The organism is Streptococcus sp. IMAU 99161, assembly GCF_014435245.1.
Taxonomy (GTDB): domain Bacteria; phylum Bacillota; class Bacilli; order Lactobacillales; family Streptococcaceae; genus Streptococcus; species Streptococcus lactarius.
This window is the reverse complement of record NZ_JAAPAW010000004.1, coordinates 148,343-173,601: the sequence shown is the minus strand read 5'-3', so window position 1 is coordinate 173,601 and position 25,259 is coordinate 148,343. Positions and strand designations below refer to the sequence as shown.

Annotated in this window: 23 protein-coding genes and 2 pseudogenes; 4 read left to right on the top strand and 21 right to left on the bottom strand. The window is 42.5% G+C overall.

What is annotated here, in order from left to right:
* Positions 1–94 precede the first annotated feature (94 nt).
* The 8 genes and pseudogenes from HA044_RS02095 to HA044_RS02060 form a co-directional block, all read right to left on the bottom strand.
* Positions 95–1,099 carry an NADP-dependent oxidoreductase gene (locus HA044_RS02095; RefSeq protein WP_187538816.1) on the bottom strand — a complete coding sequence of 335 codons (1,005 nt, stop codon included), beginning with the start codon at positions 1,097–1,099 and terminating at the stop codon, positions 95–97.
* Positions 1,100–1,359: 260 nt separating this feature from the next.
* Complete coding sequence (locus HA044_RS02090; RefSeq protein ID WP_187538814.1) at positions 1,360–2,298, bottom strand: AEC family transporter; 939 nt, start codon at positions 2,296–2,298, stop codon at positions 1,360–1,362.
* A 118-nt stretch (positions 2,299–2,416) separates the two neighbouring features.
* Positions 2,417–2,914, bottom strand: a pseudogene (pnuC, locus tag HA044_RS02085) (nicotinamide riboside transporter PnuC); the annotation flags it as partial.
* Positions 2,915–3,048: 134 nt separating this feature from the next.
* Entirely contained in the window at positions 3,049–3,849 is an 801-nt protein-coding gene (locus HA044_RS02080) for an energy-coupling factor ABC transporter ATP-binding protein (protein ID WP_187538812.1), read from the bottom strand.
* Positions 3,836–4,672, bottom strand: a complete 837-nt coding sequence (locus HA044_RS02075; protein ID WP_187538810.1) for an ABC transporter ATP-binding protein — start codon at positions 4,670–4,672, stop codon at positions 3,836–3,838. Before HA044_RS02075 ends, HA044_RS02080 begins: the two co-directional genes overlap by 14 nt.
* The gene (locus HA044_RS02070; protein WP_187538884.1) at positions 4,648–5,439 is read right to left on the bottom strand and encodes an energy-coupling factor transporter transmembrane component T; all 792 of its coding nucleotides are present in this window, start codon (positions 5,437–5,439) and stop codon (positions 4,648–4,650) included. The genes HA044_RS02075 and HA044_RS02070 overlap by 25 nt, the downstream gene beginning before the upstream one ends.
* On the bottom strand, positions 5,439–6,041 hold the full coding sequence (locus HA044_RS02065; protein WP_187538808.1) for an ECF transporter S component: 603 nt from the start codon (positions 6,039–6,041) through the stop codon (positions 5,439–5,441). The genes HA044_RS02070 and HA044_RS02065 overlap by 1 nt, the downstream gene beginning before the upstream one ends.
* Before the next feature lie 498 nt (positions 6,042–6,539).
* The gene (locus tag HA044_RS02060) at positions 6,540–6,698 is read right to left on the bottom strand and encodes an LPXTG cell wall anchor domain-containing protein (RefSeq protein WP_187538806.1); all 159 of its coding nucleotides are present in this window, start codon (positions 6,696–6,698) and stop codon (positions 6,540–6,542) included.
* A 172-nt stretch (positions 6,699–6,870) separates the two neighbouring features.
* Here HA044_RS02060 and HA044_RS02055 point away from each other — a divergent pair, with 172 nt between their 5' ends.
* From HA044_RS02055 to HA044_RS02045, 3 genes are all read left to right on the top strand, one after another.
* The gene (locus HA044_RS02055) at positions 6,871–7,521 is read left to right on the top strand and encodes an alpha/beta fold hydrolase (protein WP_187538804.1); all 651 of its coding nucleotides are present in this window, start codon (positions 6,871–6,873) and stop codon (positions 7,519–7,521) included.
* A gap of 359 nt (positions 7,522–7,880) precedes the next feature.
* Positions 7,881–8,789, top strand: coding sequence for an ABC transporter ATP-binding protein (locus HA044_RS02050; protein ID WP_187538802.1), 909 nt, complete (start codon positions 7,881–7,883; stop codon positions 8,787–8,789).
* A gap of 54 nt (positions 8,790–8,843) precedes the next feature.
* Positions 8,844–9,596, top strand: coding sequence for an ABC transporter permease (locus HA044_RS02045; protein ID WP_187538800.1), 753 nt, complete (start codon positions 8,844–8,846; stop codon positions 9,594–9,596).
* Positions 9,597–9,889: 293 nt separating this feature from the next.
* Here HA044_RS02045 and HA044_RS02040 read toward each other — a convergent pair whose 3' ends face one another.
* Together HA044_RS02040 and HA044_RS02035 are read right to left on the bottom strand one after the other, a co-directional pair.
* A complete protein-coding gene (locus tag HA044_RS02040) occupies positions 9,890–10,777 on the bottom strand; it encodes a sensor histidine kinase KdpD (protein WP_187538798.1) in 888 nt (295 codons plus the stop codon).
* Complete coding sequence (locus HA044_RS02035; protein WP_187538796.1) at positions 10,777–11,466, bottom strand: response regulator transcription factor; 690 nt, start codon at positions 11,464–11,466, stop codon at positions 10,777–10,779. The genes HA044_RS02040 and HA044_RS02035 overlap by 1 nt, the downstream gene beginning before the upstream one ends.
* A gap of 204 nt (positions 11,467–11,670) precedes the next feature.
* On the opposite strand from HA044_RS02035, the gene HA044_RS02030 reads away from it, so the two are divergent.
* Positions 11,671–12,204, top strand: a complete 534-nt coding sequence (locus HA044_RS02030; RefSeq protein ID WP_187538794.1) for a hypothetical protein — start codon at positions 11,671–11,673, stop codon at positions 12,202–12,204.
* A 125-nt stretch (positions 12,205–12,329) separates the two neighbouring features.
* Here HA044_RS02030 and HA044_RS02025 read toward each other — a convergent pair whose 3' ends face one another.
* The 11 genes and pseudogenes from HA044_RS02025 to HA044_RS01975 all read right to left on the bottom strand — a co-directional run bounded on the left by HA044_RS02025 (position 12,330) and on the right by HA044_RS01975 (position 25,257).
* Entirely contained in the window at positions 12,330–13,769 is a 1,440-nt protein-coding gene (locus HA044_RS02025) for a 6-phospho-beta-glucosidase (protein WP_187538792.1), read from the bottom strand.
* 208 nt (positions 13,770–13,977) lie between these two features.
* On the bottom strand, positions 13,978–14,325 hold the full coding sequence (locus HA044_RS02020; RefSeq protein ID WP_187538790.1) for a VOC family protein: 348 nt from the start codon (positions 14,323–14,325) through the stop codon (positions 13,978–13,980).
* 253 nt (positions 14,326–14,578) lie between these two features.
* On the bottom strand, positions 14,579–16,354 hold the full coding sequence (gene spxB, locus HA044_RS02015; protein WP_187538788.1) for a pyruvate oxidase: 1,776 nt from the start codon (positions 16,352–16,354) through the stop codon (positions 14,579–14,581).
* A gap of 362 nt (positions 16,355–16,716) precedes the next feature.
* Entirely contained in the window at positions 16,717–18,939 is a 2,223-nt protein-coding gene (locus tag HA044_RS02010; RefSeq protein ID WP_262407448.1) for a heavy metal translocating P-type ATPase, read from the bottom strand.
* Positions 18,940–18,949: 10 nt separating this feature from the next.
* The gene (locus HA044_RS02005) at positions 18,950–19,321 is read right to left on the bottom strand and encodes a cupredoxin domain-containing protein (RefSeq protein WP_187538784.1); all 372 of its coding nucleotides are present in this window, start codon (positions 19,319–19,321) and stop codon (positions 18,950–18,952) included.
* An 18-nt stretch (positions 19,322–19,339) separates the two neighbouring features.
* A complete protein-coding gene (locus HA044_RS02000) occupies positions 19,340–19,735 on the bottom strand; it encodes a CopY/TcrY family copper transport repressor (RefSeq protein ID WP_021145318.1) in 396 nt (131 codons plus the stop codon).
* 148 nt (positions 19,736–19,883) lie between these two features.
* The gene (locus HA044_RS01995; protein ID WP_187538782.1) at positions 19,884–20,501 is read right to left on the bottom strand and encodes an SGNH/GDSL hydrolase family protein; all 618 of its coding nucleotides are present in this window, start codon (positions 20,499–20,501) and stop codon (positions 19,884–19,886) included.
* Positions 20,502–21,350 carry a Cof-type HAD-IIB family hydrolase gene (locus HA044_RS01990; protein ID WP_187538781.1) on the bottom strand — a complete coding sequence of 283 codons (849 nt, stop codon included), beginning with the start codon at positions 21,348–21,350 and terminating at the stop codon, positions 20,502–20,504.
* A gap of 136 nt (positions 21,351–21,486) precedes the next feature.
* A pseudogene (locus HA044_RS01985) lies at positions 21,487–22,065 on the bottom strand (HD family hydrolase).
* Between the two features lie 268 nt (positions 22,066–22,333).
* Positions 22,334–23,743 carry an ABC transporter ATP-binding protein gene (locus tag HA044_RS01980; protein ID WP_187538779.1) on the bottom strand — a complete coding sequence of 470 codons (1,410 nt, stop codon included), beginning with the start codon at positions 23,741–23,743 and terminating at the stop codon, positions 22,334–22,336.
* Entirely contained in the window at positions 23,743–25,257 is a 1,515-nt protein-coding gene (locus tag HA044_RS01975; protein ID WP_187538777.1) for an ABC transporter substrate-binding protein, read from the bottom strand. Before HA044_RS01975 ends, HA044_RS01980 begins: the two co-directional genes overlap by 1 nt.
* Positions 25,258–25,259: the final 2 nt, after the last annotated feature.

Sequence of the window (25,259 nt, the reverse complement as noted above, 5' to 3'; positions counted from 1 at the left end):
GTATCAATGAAAACTTGAGCTTTTTATTATTCTATTCATCATCCAAAACTGCTATGCCTTTTACGGTTTATCTCCTTTTTTACTCCCCATCTTTCTATTTCTTAAAAGTAAGGACTGTTTTTCCACGTGAGCGACCATTAGCAACCTTTTCTAATGCGCTATTTACCTCTTCAAATGGATAGACTGTATCGATAGATGGTTTGATTTCTAATGTACTCAATAAGTCAGCTACCTCTTGTAATTGAGCGCCATTGCTTTCAACAAAGATAAAATGATAATGAACACCATATTTGTCTGCCATCTTATCAAATTTGCGACCTGCTAAGCCAAGAATCATCTGTTTCCATTTTGGCAGGTTCATGCGTTTGGCAAAGGCACCGTTTGGTATGGCACGAAGAGATACCAGGTGACCACCTTTTTTCATGATAGACATTTGCTTTTCAGTTTCAGCCCCACCAAGAGTATCGAGGACGTAGTCGACCTGGCTAACCGTTTTTGTATAATCCTCTGTTTTGTAATCGATAAAGCGGTCTGCTCCTAGTTTCAACACACGCTCAGCACTATCTCCAGCACCGCTGGTGATAACTGTTAAACCTTTAGCCTTGGCAATTGGAATGGCCATTCCACCAACACCTCCAGTGCCACCTGAGATAAAGATGGTCTTTCCAGCTTGAGCACCCATGAGATCTAAGGCTTGCACGATGGTTAGGGCAGTCAAAGGTACAGCAGCAGCTTCCTCGTCTGATAGATAGTCTGGTACCTTGGCTAGAGCCTGGCTATCAACAGCCACGTATTCTGCAAAAGCACCAATATGGTCAAGTGGGAGACGTCCAAAGACACGATCTCCTACTTGAAAGTTACTAACGTTGTTACCAATGCTTTCAACAATTCCAACGACTTCATTACCTGCAATTTGTGGGAGCTTGTACGGTACAATTATTTCAACCTCTCCACGTGAGATCATGTTATCGAGGGGATTAACCCCAGCTGCAGCCACCTTTATCAAAACTTGATTTTCGTTCATAGTTGGTCTAGGCACTTCTGTGATGTTCAGTACGATATTGTTTTTATTATATTTTGTATGTTGTGCGACTTTCATGGGATTTCTCTTTTCTATTATTTTATATTTGTTGAACTTGTATCTAGTACAGATATATCATATTTCTAGTAAAATTTCTAGTAAAAACTGACTTGTTTAATTTTATATTTTAGGCCATCAATGTCATCTTCTAAAGTTTGATTTGACAGCTCTCTCTATCTGAAATTCTGAATGAAGAGAAATGGGACTGTTTCTTAAATGTCTTTCTTCACTGGACAATTAAGATAAATGGTATAAAGAACCAAAGCAATTTCTATTGATCAAGCCATCAACACCATGAGTATGGGAATCACCACCATGGTAGCAAGGGTTGTCTCAGTCACCATGACCGCTGCGTAATCGCTATCGGCTCCGTAGAGTCTGGCAACGACCGGTGCATTGGTCATCACTGGCATAGCGGACTGAATGATAAAGACTTGCTTCATCAAGCTTGGAAGAGGTGCCCAGTAAACAATGGTCGCCATCAAGAGTGGGGCAACCACGAATCGTCCTAACAGAATTAAGAATTGGTCTTTTTTCAGAGTCAGCTGCTTTAGTCCTGCATTGGACACTGATAAACCAATAAATATCATGGATAAAGGAGTTGTCAAATTACCCAAATACTGTAAATCACTGGCTAAAAAGGTAGGGAGCTTGATATGAAGAATCACCAAGACTAGCCCTAAGAGAAAGCCCATGAGAGGAGGAGAAAAGACTTTTTTCAGACTCGTTTTGAGATCAAACTGAGCTTCTCCCTCGCCATCCCGCTGGATCAGGTAGGTCCCCAAGGTCCAGAAAAAGGTCGTATTACACATGTAATAGATCAAAACATAGGGAATACTGGCATCCCCGAAAAGGGCTTGGTTAATGGGAAGACCCACAAAAATCGTATTGGAGTTAAAAAACATGGAAATAAAGAGGCCCCGGTGGTCTTGTCTCACTGCAAAGATCCTAGCTACTGCTGTCGCGATGCCAAGTAAAATAACCATAGACAGGGCAGGAAAACGCAGTTCTGGTAACATTTTAAGCAGATCTCCCGCCGTGAAACGCTGCGTGATGGTGTAGAGCATATAGCAGGGCAGAGCGATTTGAGTGACTAGTTTTGCGATCAGGCCACGCGACTTATCATCAAACCAGCCTTTTTCACCAATGACAAAGCCCACTAAAATCATCCCCAGAATGACCAGGATCCCTGATATACTCCTCAAAAAGATGTCCATGTTTTCTCCTTTTACTTCTTTGAAATGAGCGTTTTTCTACAAGGTCTCAAAATCTATTCTAGTATATCACAAAAAGAGGTGGAGCAACATGCCCACCTCTTGATTTTATTGATTGTTACTAATAGCCTTTCTTGGCTGCCTTGCTCCATTGGTACCAACCAACCAGACTGTTGATCAAGTAAATAAAGTATTTTCCTTGAATTTGGAGGCTTTCTCCCCACCACAAGTAGATAGAGAAAACATTAGTAGCAGCCCAAAAAATCCATTGTTCACGGTAAACAGCTGTCATCAAGAGCTGACCGACACCATTTGTCGCATCGGTAACGGAATCCCGGAAAGGCCGATTGGCTCCAACTGATTGGTAAATATAGCCAAATACCAGCCACCAAATGGCACTGATCGATAAGTACTTGGTCCAGCCTACCGCATCCAGCTTACGAGCAACAAACTCTTGCTCTTCCTTTTTGAACTGGGCTTGATAGATCCAAACCAAGAGACCAATTGGCTGCATGATGGTGAAATAGAGAGTTGTCAAAACCTCACCGTAGAAGCCTTTTTGAAGGGCAAACACAAGATAAATGACAGAATTGATCAAACCAAAGAGATAGTTACTGGCAAATCAAACCGAGTTATCTGAGGAAGCACCCGATGATCATGAAACCTTATTAAACACAAAAGTCACCCATGTGAGTTCTTGCCAGAAGCTGAAGTTAATCCTTCAACCTGGAAAACCCGCAGAGGTGACTTTTTCTATACATCTCGATTTTTCTGGCAATAATCATCAACCGATAAATATGTCTGTGAATCACCCAGCGACTCCGCTATGTCCATAATCCGCGGTGGTAGTAATCCCACTCGCTGGACAAGTTCGTGATCGCTGAACAATTCCCGTGGACTGCCGGCGAAGCCAAACTTCCCGTGTTCCATAACATACACCGACTCAAACTCGGCGGCGACCCAATCCATGTCATGGGTGATGGTCACAACTTGGTGGCCCGAATCAGCCAACTGATGGAAAATTGCGGTCAACTTGCGCCGGCTTTCCCAATCAAGCGACATCATCGGCTCATCAAATAAATAAATCGCCGGATCCACTGCCAAAACTGTGGCAACGCTCAACAGCTTGCGTTCCGACAATGACAGGTCATATGGACTTTCAGCTGTTTTATCATCCAAGCCAACTCTTTTTAGAGCCGCTAAAGCCCGCCTCGTAATCGTGTCGTGGTCATCCATGACCTGCGCGACACTCCACTCCACCTCTCGTTGAACGGTCGGGTTGAAAAGCTGATCGTCAGGATTCTGAAAAGTAATCCCAACCTTCAGTAACTTTTCGACTGGTTTAAGATCATTAAAATTTTCTCCATCGATCTTAATCACACCGGTTTGTGGTGTCAGCAAGCCCGTCAACAATTTGAAGAGCGTTGATTTGCCGGCACCATTTTGGCCGACAATCGCCACCATCGGATCGGCGAAGTGTTTGTCTTCAACATCCAAGCTAAAGGACCGTTCCGGATAAGTGAACATCAGGTGTTTCAGTTCAATTGTGGACATAACGAACCTCCTTCAGTTCAGCGTCATTCACCGGATACCGGCCATCAGCCAAGTGCCAATCCATTTTTTGAGCAAGTTGCTGGATTGTCGGGGCTGGAATCTGCCAGTCAGCTGCCAAATGATTAAACACCTCACCCGGCCTGCCCTGGGCTACCATTTGACCCTCGTGCAGCACCCACACAACGTCGGCAACTTCGCACAAATCGTCAATTTCACTGGTGACAATGAAGACAGTCGTCTCTTTGACTTGGGCCAGCCATTGGAAAAATTGCCGGCGGCCAAGGGGATCCATCTGACTGGTCGGATCATCCATAATCAAAACAGCCGGATTAGCCACAATCGCCGTGGCAATTGCCAACCGCTGGATCTGACCACCGGAAAGGCTCTCGGGACGCAAATTCAGCTGTTCAATCAGCCCCATTTGCGCGGCAACTTCTTCAACCCGTTTTTGAATCAGTCCTTCAGCCATTCCCTGATTAATCAAGTCAAAGGCGATTTCATCGGCAACCGTGTCTGCCAACCCGCTTAGTTGGCCAGCTGGATTTTGCAGTACAACTCCATTCATGGCATTATAAACGGGCCAATTGTCGGACACTCGCTGGCCAAACATATGCCAGTCTCCCTCAATCTCAGCAGACACAATTTTGGGAATGACCCCTGCCAGCACACGGCACAAAGTCGATTTGCCGGAGTGGCTATTCCCGATAATCCCAACCACCTGGCCGCTATGAACCTCCGCGTTAATCTGACGCAGTTGTGGTTGCTCAGTACCCGGATAACGGGTGGTCAAATTTTCAATTACAATCCGTTTATCTTCGTCCATATCTTCCACCCAATCAATAAAATTGCCAATCCAGTCAGACCAATGTGCAGCGTCCGCGACAGGCGATACACGCGCTGGGAGGTTCTGACAGTCCGGTTGAGATTATCAAAACCTCTCAGTTGGAGAGAAATCGACCGCGTCATCGATTGATCCAAGGTCTTAATCACCAATGGAATTAGAACCGGCAGGACTGACTTTAATTTCTGAATCAACGTTTTTTGCGGATTGGTTCCGCGAACTTTTTGCGCCTGCTGGATTTTCCGCATATTGCGCATCATTTCCGGCAAAATATAACACACCGACATCAGAACGTAGACGGTTTTATAAGACAATCCGGACAGTTCCAAATAGGCCGCGTTTTCTGAAATACTCGTGGTCACCATAAAAAAGCCACTGGTCAAAATAATCACCAATACTCGACAACCCAGAGTGGTAGCGTAAATCAGGCCTTCTTTGTAGAACGACACCCCAAGCACAGAAAACAGCACAGTTTGATTCCGACTGTAAAATAACCCTTGGATGATCAGCATGGTGCAAATCATAAACAGACTGAATCCCAGCGCCTTAAAGATGGTAGAACTCAATTTGGAAAATAACAATAGCAGTGTTGCGACAAGAATTAATCCGGCCTGAAGCAATAAATTCATACTGGCAAAGCTCAACAACGTCATGTCCAAGATGAACAAGAGCTTAGTAATCGGATCGATCACCTGGTACCACTTGAGCTTGACCCGTGGCGCTCCAGAAATCAATGTTTGATCAGTCATCATTTATCACCGCTAAAGAAGTGCACCATCCGCTTCGGCAGCTGACGATAGATGAAGAACGCCAGGTAGGCCACACAGACTTTATCCAAAATATCCAAGACAAACTCATCGGTAAATGAGGCCAGCCACTTTGGTGCATGATTGGCGGACATTACCGCAAACAATGAGTCACCCCAAGCGATACCGGTCTGACCACCCCAAAAGATGAGGTTGAGTGGTGTTGAAATGGCAGCTGAAATGATGGCAATAACAATCGCAGAAACAAATACTCGTCGCGCTGACGAGAACCACCCATTGGCGTGCAAAACTCCGACAGCAATCCCAATTCCGATGCTGGTTATCGCATACACGGTTGAAATTGGCGATAAGGTCAGCCCATAGATCACGTTGTTGATGAAACCACTGATGGCACCGGCAACTGGCCCAGCCAACATGCTGGCAAGAAAGGTTCCCAAAGACCCCAGCCAAACGGGCAACTTTAACCCCTCCGCCAAGGCTTTGGCAACATAGTTAATCCCCACGGCAGCGGGAATCAAAGTCATGGTGGCAGCACTTAACTTAAATTTCCACATACTGGTACGATGAATAGGTTCTGTTTTCATAATCTTCTCCTTTTGTTTTTAAAGAGCCGTGTCTGTTTAGACTTTCGGACGCAACGCTCTATAGATTTTTATGCTTGAACTGTCATCATTTTAGCAGAATCACCTTAGTCGACATCGGATCTTCTCCTTAGAAACACTTGTTCAACAGTTCACAATTAATCATACTCTCTTTCCCTAAAATGTCAAGGTTTTTCTGAATTTTTCTTAAAAATGTTCGGAAAATGAATTTCAACTACTCCCCTAACCCTGATAGGAAGGGTTGTAACTCCCATCATCCGATCATTTAAGGCTAGAAAAACAAAAACGAGGCTGGGACAAAAGTCCTTGCCTCTTAATTGTTTTTGGATTGTCAAGCAAGACGCAGTGGTTGAGTGGGCTCTACTACGCTGATTTCATCAGCTTTTACAGCCCTACTCAACTGTGCGGAGGTGGGACGACGAAATCGAATTCTAACGAATGACCGATTTCTGTCCCACTCTCGCTTCATTTTATGCTAACTTATTCTTTCTTTTTCTTCAGAATATAAGTAGCGATACTTGCCAAGACAAAGGCTAAGACAAGACTAATGATAGAGATAGTCGTACCCGTATTTGGTAAGAATCCTAAGATTTTGCCTGGTTTCTTCGGTTCTGGTTGGCTTGGTTTCTTTTCATACAACTTCCTCCTTCAGGCTACCTTTCTAGCCTTATTTTTGGTATACTCAATACACGACTCAACCTTCTGCTTAGTTGCTCAAACACAAGCTTACACAGCCTCCATACAAATTCCATCAAAAACGGAGGGGCTCTAAAAGGGGGGCTCCCCCCAATTTTCAAAGAAAGGATTCCTAATGAAACTGATTTTTTTACATGGACTAGGGCAGGATGTCCTCTCTTGGCAAGGCGTTCAATTTGCTCTGTCACCCCTGCACTCAAAAACCTTTGATATATTCTCTCATCCAAGCGAAAGCTACCAGGAGGTCAAAGAAAGGCTAATGGAGCGCCTCCAGCAGGAGAGCGAACCTTTTATTTTGGTCGGTCTCTCTCTCGGTGGCGTTCTCGCCCTTGATCTTTCTAGACAAGACTTTCCGCAGCTCAAGGGTTTGGTACTTGCAGGGACACAATACAAACTCAACACCAACCCCCTCTATCGGCTCCAAATCCTCCTTTTTCGTCTCCTTCCCAAGCATTTCTTTGAAAAACAAGATGCCGATAAGCGACAGATGCTCCAAATCCTAACGGAACTAAAGGGACTGAATCTAACTGCTGTCGCTAAGTCTTGTCCTCTTCCTACCCTAGTTGTTTGCGGAAGTAGAGACTGGGCCAATCGGACCCCTTCTAAGAAGTTGGCAAAACTCCTGCCTAAAGGTCGCTATCAAGAAATCGCAGACGGAGGCCATCTACTCAATACCGAAAAGCCCTATGAACTCGCGCAAGCCATCAAGGAGTTTGTTGGTGAATTTAAAAATGGAGAGTCTAGCTTAAAAAACAGTTCCTCTTAATGTAGATAAAGTCATTTAAAAAACTTTCCTTAGGTGAGTACGGACGTCAGCGAACTTCGAAGAAGTTCCATGACTTAGTTTTGGACCTAAGGTTCCAAAACTCCCGAGTGCTAGAAACAATCATGTTTCTAGCACTTTTCTCACAGCGGAAAGTTTTAGTATATTTTGTATTGAATCTCAACATTAGAAATTCTATTTATTTCTTTGCGGAATTATCTATTCAACATTTTTATTTTTTAAGAATTCTTTTCCGCGATTTTTTAGAAATATTTTAGAATTGCTTGATAGTTATTTGAAAAGCAAGCTGTATACTAAGAGTGTAAAGAAAACAACTAGTCATTTGGACGAAGGAGAAAACCATGGAAAAAGTATTAGAAATTTCCCATTTGAGTAAAAAATTTGGTCAACAATACGCCTTAAATGATGTGAATCTGAGCATTCGCAAAGGCGACGTCTACGGCCTGATCGGTAAGAACGGAGCTGGGAAAACCACCCTCATCAAAGTCATCACCCAACTGATTCAAGAAACGGACGGAAGCGTCTCTCTCTTTGCTTCTACAAATCGCTCCCAGTGGACGCAAGCCCTGAAACGTGTCGGATCCGTCATTGAGAGCCCCGTGGCTCACAAGCATATGACCGCCTACCAAAACTTAGTCTACTATTGCAAGGCACGCCATATTCCGAATCCCGACCAGGTCATCAAAGAAACCTTGAACTATGTGGGCCTGAACAATACTGGGAAAAAGAAATTCCGTGATTTTTCACTGGGGATGAAACAACGGTTGGGAATTGCCATCGCGCTCATTGCCAAGCCCGACTTCCTCATTCTAGATGAACCCATCAATGGTCTCGATCCAGTCGGAATCAAGGAGTTCCGTCAGATGATCAAGCGCCTCAATGATGAACTCGGCATGACCATCCTCATTTCCAGTCACATCCTCTCTGAACTTTATCTGGTTGCCAATCGTTTTGGCATTGTCGACCAAGGCTGCCTGATCAAAGAAATTAGCAAGGCCGAATTCGAAGAGCAGGGAGAAGATTATATCATCCTCAAGACCAGCCAGCTAGCCCTTGCGAGTCAACTGATTCAAGACCAACTCCATCACCGTATCAAAGTCATCGATAAGGATGGAGAAATCCATATCTTTGGACAGACTCACGATATTAAAGTCATTGTCAAAGCCCTCGTTCAAGCCGATATTGACGTGGACGAAATCTACTATGCCCGCCAAGATCTGGAAAAATTCTTTACAGACTTGGTAGACTAGTCAACCCACCGTCTTGTATTACTTATCCCACACATTTCATTTAGGAGATTTATCATGTTGCATACCATTCAAGCAGATTTTTATAGACTTTTTCGCTCCAAAGGATTTTGGATTACAGAAGCCATTCTCGTTTTCAATATCCTGTCTGGTGTCATCTTTGGAATTGCTGGACACGCCGGTGTCAATACGGAATCAAAAATCCCCCTAACGACAGAAGTTTGGACGGGTTTTAAAGCCTTGATCAACTACTCCGCCAGCCTCAGTATGACCATTCTCTTTACTATTATTGTCATCACCTTGGTCTTGGGAACAGACTTAACACAAAACTTATACAAGAACAGTCTGGCCTACGGCGTTTCGCGCACCAGCTACTACTTTGCCAAAAGTGCAGTTGTCCTGACCATTGCTCTCTTCCAATTCCTTGTTTCTTATGGTCTTGTCTTCTTGCTCGCGACCTTCTACAATGGAATCGGGACCATGCCTGAGCACTTCTTGGCTCATTTTGGATTGACCCTTCTGATTCAATTCCTCTCCACCTTGGCTTGGGTCAGCATCATTTCCTTCCTCCTTTACGCCAGCCAATCCATCACCTTGGCTTTCGTTGGCTACTTCGTTGGAAATATCTTCTTAAGCCTTCCTGCGCTCTTCTTTAAAGATATTGATCTTCTCCACTATCTAAACTTGGAATTCCAATATTCCATGGTCCAAAGTACGACAGCAACAAACAACACCCTCTCGATTGCCCTTGGCTTCATCCTTGTTTTCGGATTCCTAGGACTCGCTACCTTTAAACACAAAGATTTATAACAAAAAGGCTTGACGATTGGTCAGGCCTTAGATTGAAGACAAAGTAATTTTAGAAACTTTCCATAGGTGAGTACGGACGTCAGCGAACTTCAAAGAAGTTCCATGACTTAGTTTTGAGTCTAAGGTCTCAAAACTCCCGAGTGCCTGAAACTATTGTGTTTCAGGCACTTTTCTCACAGCGGAAAGTTTTAAATTTTCTTAAATGACTATAAATAAAAATCTTTTTTTGAAAAGTATCTAGCTGTTTTAATGTAAAATAATAGTTTGTCTACATCTAAAGGCTTGAGCAGTGCTCAAATCTTTTTTCTTAGTGTAATGGTCAAGATAAACCAATCTGCCTCTGTCGCCAGTTGCAAGTCTCCCCCTAAGATCTCTACAAAATTTTGAATGATGTAGAGACCCAAACCAGAAGACTCTTCTGTGTCCGATAGATTTTCAGAGTAGAATCGACTAGCCAGTTGGTCTAAATGCTGAATCGGTTGTTGCACAATATTACGTAGCTCGACCCGAATCGTGTCCTCATCCGAGGTTAGGGTCAAACGTGCCTGCTCCTTCCCATGCTTAAGGACATTGCTGAGCATATTTTGCAAGAGACGCTCCCACAGCTCGGGATCGGTAGCATAATGGAGATGCTCTTCTAGCTCTACCTCTAAGGCAATCCCCGCCTCAGACAAGCTATCATAATACTGGAATAACTGCTGGGTTAGGACTTGGCTGAGATTGACGTCTGAAAGCCGAGGCTGAATGGCTCCCTCCATCAAGCGTCTATATTCCAAGAGAGACTCTAGGCGTTTTGAGACGACTTGGAGATTGGAAGCAATTTTCTTCAGTTTTTCCTCTTCTTGCGTCCCTCCTTTGATGATTTGTTGGGTATAGCCCGAAGCAATGGTCAAAGGTGTCCGAATATCGTGAGCAATATTACTGATGGCCATATCCAAGGTTTTCTTCTCTTGAAAGGCAATCCGATTGGTCCGCTCGATCTGTTCAAACAGATCACTGACCTGCTTGGTCAAGGCGACCAATTCTTTTTTTGAGACCTGAGATGTCAACCGTACCCCACTCCCATTTTGGAGCTTCTTTTGAATTTGCTCCTGCAAATCCTCTAAGGAAGAAAGTAAGCGAACATAGCCCAGTCCCAAGAGAAGGACAAGGACGACTAGAACTAGAATCAACCCCCACATTACTGGTCTCCTTTCAAGCGAACTCCCAAGCCCCAGACGGTTTCAATATAGTCCTCATCTGGATCGAGCTGAGCAATTTTCTTTCGGAGGTTGCTCAACTGAGCATTGAGCGTATTATCTCCAGGTAGATAGACTTCTTCCCAGACTGCTTCATACAACTCTTCCTTGGTAAAAATCTTCTTTGGATGCGCCAGTAAGGTCTCAAAAATTTGAAATTCTTTTTTGCCCAAGCGAAGCGTTTTTGCTCCAGACTCCAGTTCAAAGCTTTCTGGATTCAGGACCAGATTTTTAAAGGAGAGCTTTTTCGACGCTTGAGATTCCTGTGCTGGAGAGACGTGATTTCGCAACTGAACCGTCACCCGAGCTGCCACTTCGTCCAGATTAAAGGGCTTGACAATATAATCATTGGCACCTGCAAGGAGGTACTGGCTAATGAGGTGTTTGTCTCCAAGAGCGGTCATCATGATGACCGGCACTTGACTCTGCAAACGGATCTCCTTCAGGACCTGATCGCCATTTTTCCCAGGAAGCATGATATCGAGAAGAACCAAATCAATGGCTTCTTGCTGGAAGAGCCGCAACCCTTCTGTACCTGAAAAAGCCTGAAGGACCTCATGGTCTTCACTTAAGAGACTGTATAAAATTTCTTGGATATCACTATTATCCTCGATTAATAAAACCCGTGCCACTTGCCTCACTCCTTTTTTCCTTTGAATTCCAAATCATTTCTATTCCTCTAGCCTATCAAATAAAGGGACCTTCGTCAATGAAAATCTGATAAAATCCTATTGTACCCCTGCAAATCTGCATGTTAGGTCATCACAAGATGAACTTGACTATCCTTTCTTTCAAAAGGTATAATAGGACCAATGACACAATAGGGAGACCAGTTTATGAAAAATAATGCTAAAACTAAAATCAGCCTTGTATCCATCCTCGTCATCCTGGGCGTTGCTGCAAGAATGATGCGAGTCATCCACCGCCAGCAAATCAGGGAGCAAAACAGACAAACCATTCAAACGACTAAAAAGGTTGCAGAGTTTCAGAAAACACTAGACGAGGAAGAAACGAAGAAACGGAATGAAAACTTCAACAAGATTTATAATGAATCCCTTGTTCAGAATAAGTTTGAGCATTGGCAAAAAGTCGATGAACTTCATGGTTTGGGACAAAGAACTGGGCAATTTTATATCTATAACTTTGAAAAAAAAGAAGAGATTCTCTTAGAGAATACTGATCAAGCATTTGTTCTACCTATTCGAGACAAGAGTAATAACGTCACATTTCAGGCTATCTTTGCCCACAAGGACGGTCAGTGGCACATCATGAAACCAGACGGAAGTTCGCAGTTGCAACTAGGAGAAGCTAGCATTACCGCTGAATCTAAGTTTGTCATCGAAAACAATGTCTTAGATTACGACCAGTAAATCAGTAAGGACTTGCCTTAACTACATACAAAAAGCTTAGAACCCCAGCTTTGGTTGGGATTCTAAGCTTTTTAGTTTGCTGCCAGAGAGTCATCCAGAAGATGGTTTAGCTCTAGAGGAGACTTTTAATTAACAGAAGCTCCATTGGTCGCAATGACTTCTTTGTACCAATAGAAGGATTTCTTACGTAAGCGGGCTAGGGTTCCCTTGCCTTCGTTGTCCCGATCAACATAGATGAAGCCGTAGCGCTTCTTCATTTCTCCAGTCCCGGCAGAGACCAGGTCAATACAGCCCCAAGTCGTATAGCCCCAGAGGACAACACCATCTTCGTTAATGGCATCTCGCATGGCCTTGACATGGGCAGCCAGGTAGTCAATCCGGTAATCATCAGCTACATAGCCATTTTCATCTGGAGTATCCACTGCACCAAGCCCATTTTCCACGATAAACATGGGCTTTTGATACCGATCCCAGATGGTATTGAGCGTAATGCGAAGCCCAAGAGGATCAATCTGCCAACCCCATTCCGAGCTTTCTAAGTAGGGATTTTTCAGAGAGGCAAAGATATTGCCTGCTGTTTTTTCGTTTTCAGCTGGATCACCCGAAGCGACTCGACTAGCATAGTAGGAGAAGGAAATAAAGTCCACCGTATATTCTTTCAACAACTGCAGGTCCTGCTCGGTCATCTCAACCGTGATTCCCTGACGCTCCCACTCTTTCTTAGCATAGTTAGGGTATTCCCCACGCGCCTGCACATCGATGAAGAAATAGTTCTTGCGGTCTTCTTCTAGACCAGCCCAGACATCTCGCGGAGCACAGGTATGGGGATAGTTTTGCCCTGCTGCCAGCATACAGCCGACCTTGTTGTTCGGATCAATCTCATGGGCCAGCTTAGTGGCAATGGCTGAAGCGACCAACTCATGGTGAGCCGCCTGGTATTTGACTTGCTCCTCATTCTCCCCTTCTTCAAAGCAGAGACCCGCTCCCATAAAAGGTGCGTGGAGGATCATATTGATCTCATTAAAGGTCAGCCAGTAGTTGACCAAGCCTTTGTAACGAGTGAAGAGCGTTCGGCAGAGACGTTCGTAGTATTCTAACATCTTACGACTACGCCAACCTCCATACTCGGCGATCAAATGCATGGGACAGTCAAAGTGGGTAATAGTCACCAAGGGCTCAATGCCATGCTTGTGACATTCCTTAAAGAGGTCTTCATAGAACTGAAGACCTGCTTCGTTTGGCTCAAGCTCATCCCCTTTCGGGAAGATCCGAGACCAGGCAATGGACAAACGATAGGTTTTAAAGCCCATTTCTCCAAAAAGGGCAATGTCTTCCTTGTAGCGATGGTACATATCAATGCCATCTTTAGCCGGGTAAAAATAGCCCTCTTCAAAGTCGAACATCTTTTTCTTCCCTGTAATAATCGGGAAACGATCTGGACCAATTGGAACCACATCCACATTGGCCAAGCCACGGCCATCTTCATTATAAGCTCCTTCACATTGGTTGGCAGCCGTTGCTCCACCCCAAAGGAAACCATCTGGAAATTGAAGTTTGTCGGTCATTTCTCTACCTCACTTGATTTGATAGGTCTATTATATCCCTCTTTAACCCGAAAGTCTTACAAGATCCTAGGAAAAACTGATACTATTCTAAGAAAACTCCTATACATGCGCAACACAAAAAAGACCGGATTACTCCGATCTTTCAATAGTTCATATTCTCATATTCTGTTTTAAGAATAATTATGGTTAACTTCAAATGACTAGCGTCCTATTTCATACGATAAAAATCAATGACTAGACCGGCAGGCCCTTCAACTAGCAGACTTTCGGTTCCCCAATCGGTTACAGCTGGGCCATTTAAAATTTCAATCCCTAATTCTTTCAAACGCTTTTGATTCTGTTCCAAATCTTCAACTTCAATGTGTAGAATGATTCCTGACTGAAAATTTTCCAAAGGTATCAAATGATTCTCTGAAAACATGAGGCAGTGACTGCCAATCGTGAACTGAGCAAAACTGTTATCAACATAGTCCGCCTTTTTATCCAAGATACTCTCTAATTCAGCACAGACTTGGGGAACATCTGACACGATAATATCTAATTGATTTAAATTCATTTACTATCCTCCAGAAAAAGACCGGATTGCTCCGATCTTTTATGTTTCTCTCTAAGAAAATCAAAGAATAAACAAGGCGGAACCAAGTTTGATGGCAAATCCTTGCTCATCAAACTACGAAAAATCCTTTGGGACTTTTTCTAGGCTCCGCACTAGATTCCATCATTGAAAATTAAGGTTTCAATGATGAAATCGTCGGCAGTAACCTAATAAAGAAGTCTACAAATTTATCTTTGGTTTTCCACGAGAGGAATTATTTGATTGCGCGTGATTGCAAACCTTCTTCTTCCAAGAAAAGGCGGAATGGTACGAGTTCTTCAGCTTCGTATTTTTCCTTGAAGGCTTTGATTGCTTCTTCTGAGTGTTGTTTTGGATCCAACTCAAGTACTTCTACTGGAAGTGGACGGTGTTGTGTGATGCGGGCATCGATCACAACTGTCTTACCTTCTTTGTTGAGTTTCACAGCTTCTGCAACAACAGCATCGATATCTTCGATACGGTCAACTGTAAATCCTACAGCACCTTGCGCTTCAGCGATTTTCGCATAGTCAGCATTAGTGAAGTCACAACCAAACAAGTGTTTGTTTGTGTCTTCGTATTTGTCCTTGATGAAGGCATATTTACCATTTGAGAAGACAACGTTGATAACTGGAAGGTTGTATTGAACGTTTGTGATCACGTCTGGGTAGCACATGTTGAATGCACCGTCACCCATGATGTTCCATACTTGGCGATCTGGATTGTCTTTCTTAGCAGCAATACCACCAGGAAGGGCAATACCCATTGTCGCAAAGAGTGGAGATGTACGCCACATGTTCTTAGGTGTCATGTGAAGGTGACGAGTAGATGTTTGAGTAGTGTCACCTACGTCGATTGAGTAGATAGCGTCTTGATCAGCATGTTTGTTGATTGCATTGTAAACTTGATACAATTGCAATTCACCCTCAGTTTTACCTTCGAGTTTGTTCATGTAATCACGCCAGTTTTGGTTATTCTTCACGTTTGCACGCCACCATGGAGTAGACTCAACTGGGTTCACTTTGTCAAGGATCGCTTTGGCTGCTTGACCTGCGTCACCAAGGATTGAAGCGTCAAGGGCGTGACGTTTACCAAGTTTGTAAGGGTCGATATCGACTTGGATGAATTTTTCAGTGTTTTTGAAGGCTTCGTATACTTCAGCAAATGGGAAGTTTGAACCTAGGAAGAGAACTGTGTCTGCTTCAAAGACCACTTCGTTGGCTGGTTTCCAACCAACACGGTAAGCAGAACCTGTCAAACCTTCGTAGTTCCATTCGAAAGCTTCGAAGTTTTTACCAGTTGTGATGATTGGTGCTTTGATTTTACGTGACAATTCAGTAATCACTTCACCAGCTTTCACACCACCGTAACCAGCGTAGATAACTGGACGTTCCGCATTGTTCAAGATTTCAACAGCTTTGTCAATTTCAGTTTCGTTCAAAGCAGGAGCGATGAATGAACGTTCGTATGAACCTGAACCGTAGTATGAGTTTTCGTCGATTTCTTGGAAACCAAAGTTTACTGGAATTTCAACAACGGCTGGACCTTTTTTAGAAACGGCAGCACGGCAAGCTTCGTCGATTACTTTTGGTAATTGTTCTGCGTAAGCTACACGTTTGTTGTAGACTGCGATACCATTGTACATTGGGTTTTGGTTAAGCTCTTGGAAGGCATCCAAGTTCAATTCATTCACTGGACGTGATCCAAGAATAGCAAGAAATGGAGTGTTATCCATAGCTGCATCGTAAACACCATTGATCAAGTGAGTCGCACCAGGTCCACCTGAACCAACTGCAACCCCGATAGAGCCGCCAAATTTAGCTTGCATAACCGCTGCAAGTGCACCAGTTTCTTCATGGCGAACTTGCAAGAAACGGATATCTTTGTCTTCAGCCAAAGCGTCCATCAATGAGCTAAGTGTTCCTGATGGGATTCCGTAGATCGTGTCTACGCCCCATGTTTTCAATACGTTCAACATTGCTGCAGATGCAGTAATTTTCCCTTGAGTCATTCTAACTCTCCTTTATTTCTAATTTGATCCTGAAAAATGAAGCACAGCGCTTCTACTTCATCTTTGCGATCAAAGCTCGTCTTGAAAATGAATTTATTCTGACTATTCTCATGAAAACGATTTACAAAACGATTACAGTACTAATTTAACACAAAGAGATTCACATGTATAAGGATCTGCTCAGAGATGCTCAATCCCTATTACATAACAGATGCTGAATTTGATAAATTTTCACAAACTATCTTATAATAGGATATTTTATTATAAAATATATGCTTCCGTTTTCTCTTGTGGCTGTAAGAAAAGATAAAAAAAGTGGTACAGAATCTTAAATGAATTCTGTACCACTTTTTTTGTTGAGTCTAATCAATTTTCGCAACATTGAGAAGCAGAGAGCTAGTCAAAACAGACAAAGAACTAAGGGCCATGGCAAGACCTGCTAGTTCTGGATTGAGGGTCAATCCCAGTCCTACAAAGACTCCGGCAGCAATTGGAAGCCCAAGAATATTGTAGATAGAGGCCCAGAAGAGATTGAGTAAGATCCTGCGGAAGGTCTTTTGACTCATGTCAAAGGCGCGCACAACGCCAAGCAAATCATTTTGCGTGAGCACGATGCCACCGGACTCGATCGCAATATCCGTTCCAGATCCCATAGCGATCCCCACATCTGCGATCGAAAGAGCAGGAGCATCATTGATCCCATCTCCAACAAAGGCGACCTTGCTAGCTTCTTGCAGTTTTTGGATGGCGCTAGCTTTTTCTTGAGGAAGGACATCAGCAATGACGGTGTCAATTCCCACTTGCTTAGCAATAGCTTGGGCCACCCGTTCATTATCCCCCGTTAACATGACCGTTTTCAAGCCCCGTTCTTTGAGCTTTTTGATCGCTTCTTTTGAGCTGGCCTTTGGAGCATCTTGAATGGCAATCAACCCAATCACTTGCCCATCCACAGACAAACTGATCACTGTTTTGGCCTGCTCTTGCAACTCTACCATCCGTTTTTCAAGCTCCGGATCCATCGCTGTCCCGTCATGAAGTTTGCCATTTCCCAAGGTCACCAACTGCTGGTCGATCTGACCTTGGACCCCTTTTCCTTCAATCGCTTGGAAGTTTTCCACAGGGGATAACACCAAACCTTTTTCTTCTGCTTGGGATAACACCGCTTGGGCTAGTGGATGTTCTGAAAAAGTTTCAAGACTAGCAGCCAGTGTCAAGACACGCGCTTCATCTCCTACAACATCGGTTACAAGTGGTTGGCCAATGGTAATAGTCCCTGTCTTATCAAACACAACGGTTTGAATCTTTTGCACTTCTTGAAGAACTGTTCCATTTTTAATCAGAACCCCCATCTTGGCACTACGGCCGGTTCCGACCATCAGGGCTGTTGGGGTTGCTAAACCAAGGGCACAAGGACAGGCAATAATGAGGACAGATACTGCATAGAGCATGGCCTCTTGAAGCGACGCGCCCAGAAGCACGGACCAAACCCAGAAAGTCGCAATGGCCAAAATCGTCACCACTGGAACAAAGATACCTGAAATCTTATCCGTCAAATCTTGAATAGGAGCACGACTGGATTGGGCCATTTTGACAAAGTCCACAATTTGAGATAAGAGGGTCTCACTACCGACTTTTTCAGCCTTAAAGAGAATGGTCCCATTGCTGTTGATAGTGGAGCCGATAACTGCATCACCAACTGATTTTTCCACAGGCAAGCTTTCACCTGTCACCATCGACTCATCAATGGTCGTACTTCCTTCTACAATCGTCCCATCAACCGCAATCTTTTCCCCAGGACGGACACGAATCAAGTCATCAATTTGGATATCTTCTGCCGCCACCTCGACATAGTTCCCATCACGGAGAACTTGAGCCGTTTTTGCCTGCAAATCCAACAACTTTTCCACAGCCTCGGAGGCATTGTTACGCATCCGTTCTTCAAAGATTTGCCCTAATAGGATAAAGAAGATGATAAAACCCGCAGCCTCAAAGTATACTGGCTGACCAGTAAAAAGTGCAAATACACTATAGACATAGGCTACCAGGGTTCCAAGAGCTACCAAGGTATCCATATTGGAATGGTGCTTCTTAAATGAGGCCCAGGCACTCTTGATAAAAGGTACTCCTGCTACCAACATGATCGGCGTTGTCGCTATAAAGTTTCCCCAGCGATTGACTGGATGGGATACAAGTCCTGCCCACATCCCGATCATCAAGATCAATAAAGGAAGGGTAAAGATACTAGTAATCCAAAAGCGATCCCGTAAACTTAAGACACGACGGCGTTTTTCCACAACTGTGTAGGAACCCTTTTGCATCTTCATTCCACAAGAAAACTCAAAGTCCCCTGTTTCTGTCGGGGTAAAGGATATCACCTTATCCACACCGACTTCCAAAGGCTCTAAAATCCCCTGATCTTCAAACAAAATTTCCTTGTAACAGCCGGAAGGATTGACCCGATGGAAGGTGATTTCAGCAGGGATCCCTTTTTGAAGTTGAAATTCTTTGGGACTATAGCCCTTTTCTGCTGTAATACGGATCTTTTGCACTCCGTTTTCCACAACTGCTTTTTGTTTTTCTACCATACCTACTCCTTTATTCCACAATCATTTGACCATGCATCATGTTCATTCCACATGAAAACCCATATTCGCCTGCTTTTTCTGGCGTAATTTCAATGACATGTTTTTCACCTAAAGGCAAATCTTCATGAACGCCAAAATCTGGAAAGATCACTTGAGCCAGACATGAAGATGGATCCTTGCGATGAAAGATGATCCGGGCAGGAACATTCTTTTTCAGGACAATGGTTTCAGGCGAATAGCCCCCCATGACTTCGACTTCAATTTCTTGATAACCTGATTTCTGACGAGCTTGGCCGCTTACCTTTTCATGCTCTGCAAAGAACCACCAAGCAATAAAAGCAACCCCAAGTAAACAAACAATACTAATTAACAATCCAAACATTGAAATTCCTTCTTTCTATTACATACAATTGCAAGGGACTGTTTCGACAGCCTCTGCTTTCTTTTCTTCCAGGACCTGCTGCAGCTGATTAAGATCTGCAAGCGTAAAGTCACTCGCCTGAATCAAGTTTTCAAGCACCTGGACAATTCTTTTTGAGCAAACCTTGTCTTTCACCTCCTCAACCACCAAGTCTAAACTCTGGTCCTGTTTCAACAAAGCCGAGTAGACAAAGGCTTTGCCAGATTTTTCTCTGGTCAGACAGCCCTTTTCAACCAAGCGCGTCAAGAGGGTCTTGATGGTCGACTTCGACCAGTCAAAGCGCTCGGACAAGACGGCGATCAAATCCGTGCTGGTCTGCTTGCCTTCCATCCAGATAATCTTCATGATGCGCCATTCCGCATTGGAAATTTGCATGACCTCTCCTTTCTAAATCTACATTTGTAAATCTTATGATGCTATTTTACACCTAAGATTTACATTTGTCAACAAAAAGTTTTAAAAAAAAAAAATCTTCCTTTGAAGATTTGTCTGGTTGGGCTTTTTTCACTCCCTATTTTTGTCTCTATACTATCTCCTGCAAAGCTTGAGCTAGGATGCGGTAACCGGCCACACTTAAGTGGAGGCCATCTGTCGTATAGGCTTCTGCTAACTGCCCCACTTCATCCAATAAAGACGAATACACATCGACATAGCTGACCTGATGGTAGGCTTGGGCCAATTCTCTGTAGGCCTGATTGAGGGCCTGAATTTTTTCATTGGACCGGACATAGACCTTTTGCTTGTAGCGCTCTTCTTGACTGACTGGTAGAACCGAGATCAGGTTGATTTTCGTCAATGGAAAATCCCGCATGATCGCTTGTAAGACCGCTTCTACATTGTCCAAGGTTTCCTTTTGAGGGATTTCTTTTCCAATATCATTGGTCCCAATCAAGAGAAAGATCTGCTCCAAATCCGTTCCAAAGACATGGGCGTCTAGATGCGTTCGAAGGAGTTCTGTCCGATAGCCACGCACCCCACGATTGACCATGTATTTCGGACTTTGGAGTAGTTCATGGATAGGGAAATACTCTACAATAGAGTCTCCGAGGAAAATCAAGCCTGGCTCCTTCAAAGGAGCTTGATTGAGCTTTCGGTAAGTCATTAAAATATTCTCTTGCTCTTTTGTGAGTTGTGGAAGCATCTAGTTCTTTCCTTTCACTTGTTCCCAGGGCGTCAATCCCAGATACTCTTCAATCACCTGATAGACACCGCCTTCTTGATGGCTCGGTGCTAGGTGTTTGGCAACACCCTTGACAGCTTCTTCTGCATTGGCCACAGCATAGGAGTGACCAGCCATTTCAAGCATTTCGATGTCGTTTCCGCTATCCCCAAAGGCCATAACCTGACTAGCATCAAGCTGCCATTTCTCCATTAATTGAGCCAGTCCCCAAGCCTTGTGAATGCCTGCTTGTAAGAGATCCATGCTGCCGAAACCACTCGAAACCGCCATGAGCTGATCTCCAAAAGCCTGTTGGACTTCCTGACTCACTTGATCAAGACGATCCAAGCCAACCACCAAGCTCATTTTAAGCACCTGGTCAAACAAATCGGCTGTCAATTCCGGAACAAACTTCATTCGCTTGTACAAGGCTTCAATCACTTCCGGCCGCATGAATTTTTCAACTTCTGTAAAGACCGTTCCTTCCTTGGCAAAGCCCCCATTGACAGCTGATACGACCAACTGATCTGAAATTTCCCGGCCCTTAAAATAAGCAAGAACCGCCTCCACCAGTCCTCGATCCCAGAATTTTCCTAAAACCATCTGGTCATTCTCAAAAATCCGAGCTCCGTTGGCAACGACCAAGGTCACCCGCTTGACCAAGGGGCCTAAAAGCTGGCGCATGCGATGGATTTCATTTCCCGTCGCAATGACAAAGCGAATCCCTTTTTGATCCAAGCGGTCCAAAAGCCTTTCCAGACGCGGAAGGTCCACCTCTCCTCGTTCATCTAATAAGGTTCCATCCATATCTGTTGCAATCAACTTAATCATACAATCTAACCTTTTCCCTTTCATAGGGTGCAAACTATCTGTTCCCATTATACCACAGATCAAGCAAGTCAAAACCACCCGTGAAAACAGGTGGTTTACTTTTAGTCTGAAAGTTGCTACTAAAGACCAAGGGATATCATGAATATAATCCCTTTTCTACACTTTCCTGAATCAAGTCTTCCGTCAGTTTCCACAACTCTTTGGACTCACTTTTTATAAATTTTTTCTTTTCTAATACCATCTCTGAACGAATGTGATCAGGATTATAATTTACTTCTGACACTTCCAAGTGATTGATCAGTGGTACCAATGCGTCAATCACTCTTGCATATCTTGCCTCAGGACTCTGCCCTTTTTCAAACTCCAACCACAAATTTTTCATATTCAAATAGGTTGCTTCTGGAAGGAGGCCCATTGTTTTTTCTATAGATGCTAGCTCTCTATCATGAGAGTGACGCTTTTTTTCATCATCAAAGACCCAAGTATCTCCGGCATAAATCTCACCTAAATCATGAATCAGTAACATAGAAATCACTTTTTCCATATTCAATTTTTCAGGATAATAATCTTGAAGAACCATCGCAGCTATGGCACCCTGCTAGGAATGCTCGGCACTATTTTCAAACCGTCCATCAAGGGTTCTATTAAACCTTGTTACCGACTTTAATTTCTCGATTTCTTTAATAAATTCAACTGTCTGATTCAAATCACTCATGGAGACTCCAACCTCCCTATTCGAAATTACGACTATCATACCAAAAATCAGGGTTTCCATAAATGAATTCCCATATTTGCAAAAAGAAAATGTCCCTCTTTTTCGGAGTAACTTCATTTTTCTAACAAGACTACATGGGCAAGCAAAAAAGCTAACCGATCCTGACCGATTAGCTCAGAAGGAAGCTCCATTTTGACAGTGGAGCTTACTAAAATAGGAATCGTTTTTGGCAACACAAACCAGTACAGGATTATTCACTGCTAATTCTTCAAATGAAGGTCTCCATCAATTGACCTTCTTTTAAAACAATGACAGTTGAACAAATCGCCTCAATTAACGACTGATTGTGACTAATAAATACTATCGTCATATTGGTTTTTTCTTGAACCTTTTGCAAAACTTGTATCACTTTTTCCTGATTCGCATCATCTAGCGAACTCGTTATTTCATCACAAATCAAACAATCTGGTTCTGCCAATATTGCCCTTGCAATGGCACACCGTTGACATTGCCCTCCGGATAATTGATGAGGATATTTTTCTAACCAATCGAATTCTAACTCTAGGTTCGTAAATAATTCCTGTATCATTCGAATCCGTTCTGAACGATTTTTTATTTTTCGAATAAATCTTAATGGTTCTTCTAAGCTTTTCAATATCGTTTGATTCGGATTAAAAGATAATAAACTATTTTGGAATAAATATTGAACTCTTCGATAATAGCTTTGTTTTTCTTGAGCCAATACTTCTCTTAATTCTTTTCCTTCAATCAGAATATGGCCTTCATATGGAAGAAAGCCAGATAAAATTCTTGCAAGAGTGGTTTTCCCGACTCCTGAACGGCCCATAATTCCTGTTACTTTTGATTTTGGAATTTCAACTGTAAGATTTTGAAGAATCGTATCTCCACTTTGATAATGGTTTGATACGTTTTTCAATTGAAAGAATACTTCTTTTTGCTCACTATGGTCTCTTACAAAGGAAAATTTTTCTTGTGGTACTTCCTTTTTTTCCACAAAATGACCCTCTTCTAAAGTCAATACTTTCGCACAAAATTTATACGCTAAGTCTCGTTGATGTGTCACCATAATGGTTGCGGTATGATATTGCTCGGTAAAATGAACCATTAATTGTATCATCTCTATTTGCAATTGAGAATCTAAAGCACTAAAGGGCTCATCCGCAATGATTAATTTAGGCCGATTAATAAAAGCCATCACAATCATCACTCTTTGCAACATTCCTCCAGATAATTCATGAGGATATAATTGCAATACTTTTTCTTCTAATTGAACCAGTTTTAGAGCTTCTATCATTGTTTGATGATTTGGTTGTACCATTAATTCTTCCAACTGTTGTCCAATTGTAAATACGGGATCTAAGCTATGTTGTCCATTTTGAAAAATAATGCCAATATCTTGTCGTAAATAGTCTCTTCTCTTTTTACTAGATAAGGTCAACCAGTTTTCTTCTAAAAACTTCATTTCACTCGCATTCATCATGACCTTTTGATGAATATTACCGAGTAAACATTCTAAAAAAGTCGATTTCCCAATACCAGACTCGCCAATAATCCCGATGACTTCTCCTTCTTTAATTGAAAAGTCTAAATTTTTGAGGATTATTTCCTGTCCGTATGAGGCATTTAATTGTTTGACTTCAAAAATTGTCTTTCCCATTAGTCTTTTACCAATTTATTCGTAACTTGATGGATATCAGACGGAGATAGTTCAAAATGATGAATAGAATTGTTCATTGCTGCATGTAAGTTGACAAATCCAATGTAATAAACAACTGCTTCGTCTTTCGCATAGTCTTGGATTTCTGCTACTTCACTACGTACTTTATCCGCATCTTCTTCATGAGCTAAGGCAGAAATTTTTTCATCTAACCATTGGTCTGAATTTTTCACATAATTCAATGCCCCATCACTAGATAAAGCTGCATTTAGGAAGTAATACGGATCTCCCGTTGCCAATGTTAATGAAGAAGCTAATGCAATGTCATAATCCATTTGATTAAATCCATCAACAGTTTCTTGAATATCAATTTTCAAATCAATCCCTACTTTTTTCAATTGTTGTTGCAAAGCTGTAGCAATTTTTTCATTGGCTAATCTCTTATAGGTTTTTAGAACAATTTGTAATGGTTTATTTTGTGCATTCACTAAAATACCATCTGCATTTTTTGTTTTATAGCCGGCTTCTTCTAACAATTTTTTCGCCATTTCTGGTTGGTATTGTTTATTAGTAAATTTACCACTTGAATATATACTTGAATCTAAAAAGGCACCATCTGCAGGAGTTACATGACCTTTTAAGTAATCTTGTGTCAATTCTTTTTTATTAATCGCATATAAAATAGCTTGACGAACTTTTTTATCTTGTAATTTTGCTTTATTCAACTCTAAATGATAGGTTCTTGTACTTGGTTGATTATACACTTGAACGGAAGAATCTTTCTTTAATGAATCTGCTACATCATCACTTAAATCGACTCCACCATCTACTTCTTTTGATTTAATCGCTAATTCCAATGTTTTTTGATCCGGAATTAATTGATAATGAACTTCCTTAATGGAAGCATTGCCACCCCAATAATGAGTCGAAGCCGTTAATGAAATGGAATCATTTGGTTTAAATTCTTTCACCTCATAAGGGCCTGTTCCTACAATTTTATCCTTACTTGTTGCATCTACAATCGCCGTTTTTGAATCCACTAATTCATGAATAAATTGAGGACTTGGTTTTTCAGTATGAACTGTAAAAGTTTTTGAATTATTCGCTGTATAAGTAGCTGTTTTAAAAATTTCACCTTCCTTATGATTTTCTCCTACTCTTTTCAGGCTAGCAATGACTGCATCACTATTAACAGGATTTCCATTTGAAAATTTTACATTTTCTTTTAAATGAATTTCCCATGTTTGATCATCAATCTTCTTATAAGAGGATGCTAACCAAGGTTCTACATGAAAGTCATTTGTTAAACGAAATAAGGTTTCGCCAATCCCAAAACGAATAGTAAACCAGCCTTCCCAATCTTTTGCTGGATCAATCCCTGCTGTAAATTGAGGATCCCCAATTTTCAAAATTGAATTTTGGCTACCTTTTTGTTGTTGAGATGTTGGATGTACAGGTGCGCATCCAACTAATACTGCTGCTGCAATGATGCATAACAAATTTTTTAATTTCATAA

What these genes read in the sequence shown, in the direction of transcription:
- HA044_RS02095 (WP_187538816.1), bottom strand. Translation starts at nt 1,099, where the DNA reads ATGAAAGTCGCACAACATACAAAATATAATAAAAACAATATCGTACTG.
- HA044_RS02090 (WP_187538814.1), bottom strand. Translation starts at nt 2,298, where the DNA reads ATGGACATCTTTTTGAGGAGTATATCAGGGATCCTGGTCATTCTGGGG.
- HA044_RS02080 (WP_187538812.1), bottom strand. Translation starts at nt 3,849, where the DNA reads ATGTCCACAATTGAACTGAAACACCTGATGTTCACTTATCCGGAACGG.
- HA044_RS02075 (WP_187538810.1), bottom strand. Translation starts at nt 4,672, where the DNA reads ATGGACGAAGATAAACGGATTGTAATTGAAAATTTGACCACCCGTTAT.
- HA044_RS02070 (WP_187538884.1), bottom strand. Translation starts at nt 5,439, where the DNA reads ATGACTGATCAAACATTGATTTCTGGAGCGCCACGGGTCAAGCTCAAG.
- HA044_RS02065 (WP_187538808.1), bottom strand. Translation starts at nt 6,041, where the DNA reads ATGAAAACAGAACCTATTCATCGTACCAGTATGTGGAAATTTAAGTTA.
- HA044_RS02055 (WP_187538804.1), top strand. Translation starts at nt 6,871, where the DNA reads ATGAAACTGATTTTTTTACATGGACTAGGGCAGGATGTCCTCTCTTGG.
- HA044_RS02050 (WP_187538802.1), top strand. Translation starts at nt 7,881, where the DNA reads ATGGAAAAAGTATTAGAAATTTCCCATTTGAGTAAAAAATTTGGTCAA.
- HA044_RS02045 (WP_187538800.1), top strand. Translation starts at nt 8,844, where the DNA reads ATGTTGCATACCATTCAAGCAGATTTTTATAGACTTTTTCGCTCCAAA.
- HA044_RS02040 (WP_187538798.1), bottom strand. Translation starts at nt 10,777, where the DNA reads ATGTGGGGGTTGATTCTAGTTCTAGTCGTCCTTGTCCTTCTCTTGGGA.
- HA044_RS02030 (WP_187538794.1), top strand. Translation starts at nt 11,671, where the DNA reads ATGAAAAATAATGCTAAAACTAAAATCAGCCTTGTATCCATCCTCGTC.
- HA044_RS02025 (WP_187538792.1), bottom strand. Translation starts at nt 13,769, where the DNA reads ATGACCGACAAACTTCAATTTCCAGATGGTTTCCTTTGGGGTGGAGCA.
- HA044_RS02020 (WP_187538790.1), bottom strand. Translation starts at nt 14,325, where the DNA reads ATGAATTTAAATCAATTAGATATTATCGTGTCAGATGTTCCCCAAGTC.
- spxB (WP_187538788.1), bottom strand. Translation starts at nt 16,354, where the DNA reads ATGACTCAAGGGAAAATTACTGCATCTGCAGCAATGTTGAACGTATTG.
- HA044_RS02010 (WP_262407448.1), bottom strand. Translation starts at nt 18,939, where the DNA reads ATGGTAGAAAAACAAAAAGCAGTTGTGGAAAACGGAGTGCAAAAGATC.
- HA044_RS02005 (WP_187538784.1), bottom strand. Translation starts at nt 19,321, where the DNA reads ATGTTTGGATTGTTAATTAGTATTGTTTGTTTACTTGGGGTTGCTTTT.
- HA044_RS02000 (WP_021145318.1), bottom strand. Translation starts at nt 19,735, where the DNA reads ATGCAAATTTCCAATGCGGAATGGCGCATCATGAAGATTATCTGGATG.
- HA044_RS01995 (WP_187538782.1), bottom strand. Translation starts at nt 20,501, where the DNA reads ATGCTTCCACAACTCACAAAAGAGCAAGAGAATATTTTAATGACTTAC.
- HA044_RS01990 (WP_187538781.1), bottom strand. Translation starts at nt 21,350, where the DNA reads ATGATTAAGTTGATTGCAACAGATATGGATGGAACCTTATTAGATGAA.
- HA044_RS01980 (WP_187538779.1), bottom strand. Translation starts at nt 23,743, where the DNA reads ATGGGAAAGACAATTTTTGAAGTCAAACAATTAAATGCCTCATACGGA.
- HA044_RS01975 (WP_187538777.1), bottom strand. Translation starts at nt 25,257, where the DNA reads ATGAAATTAAAAAATTTGTTATGCATCATTGCAGCAGCAGTATTAGTT.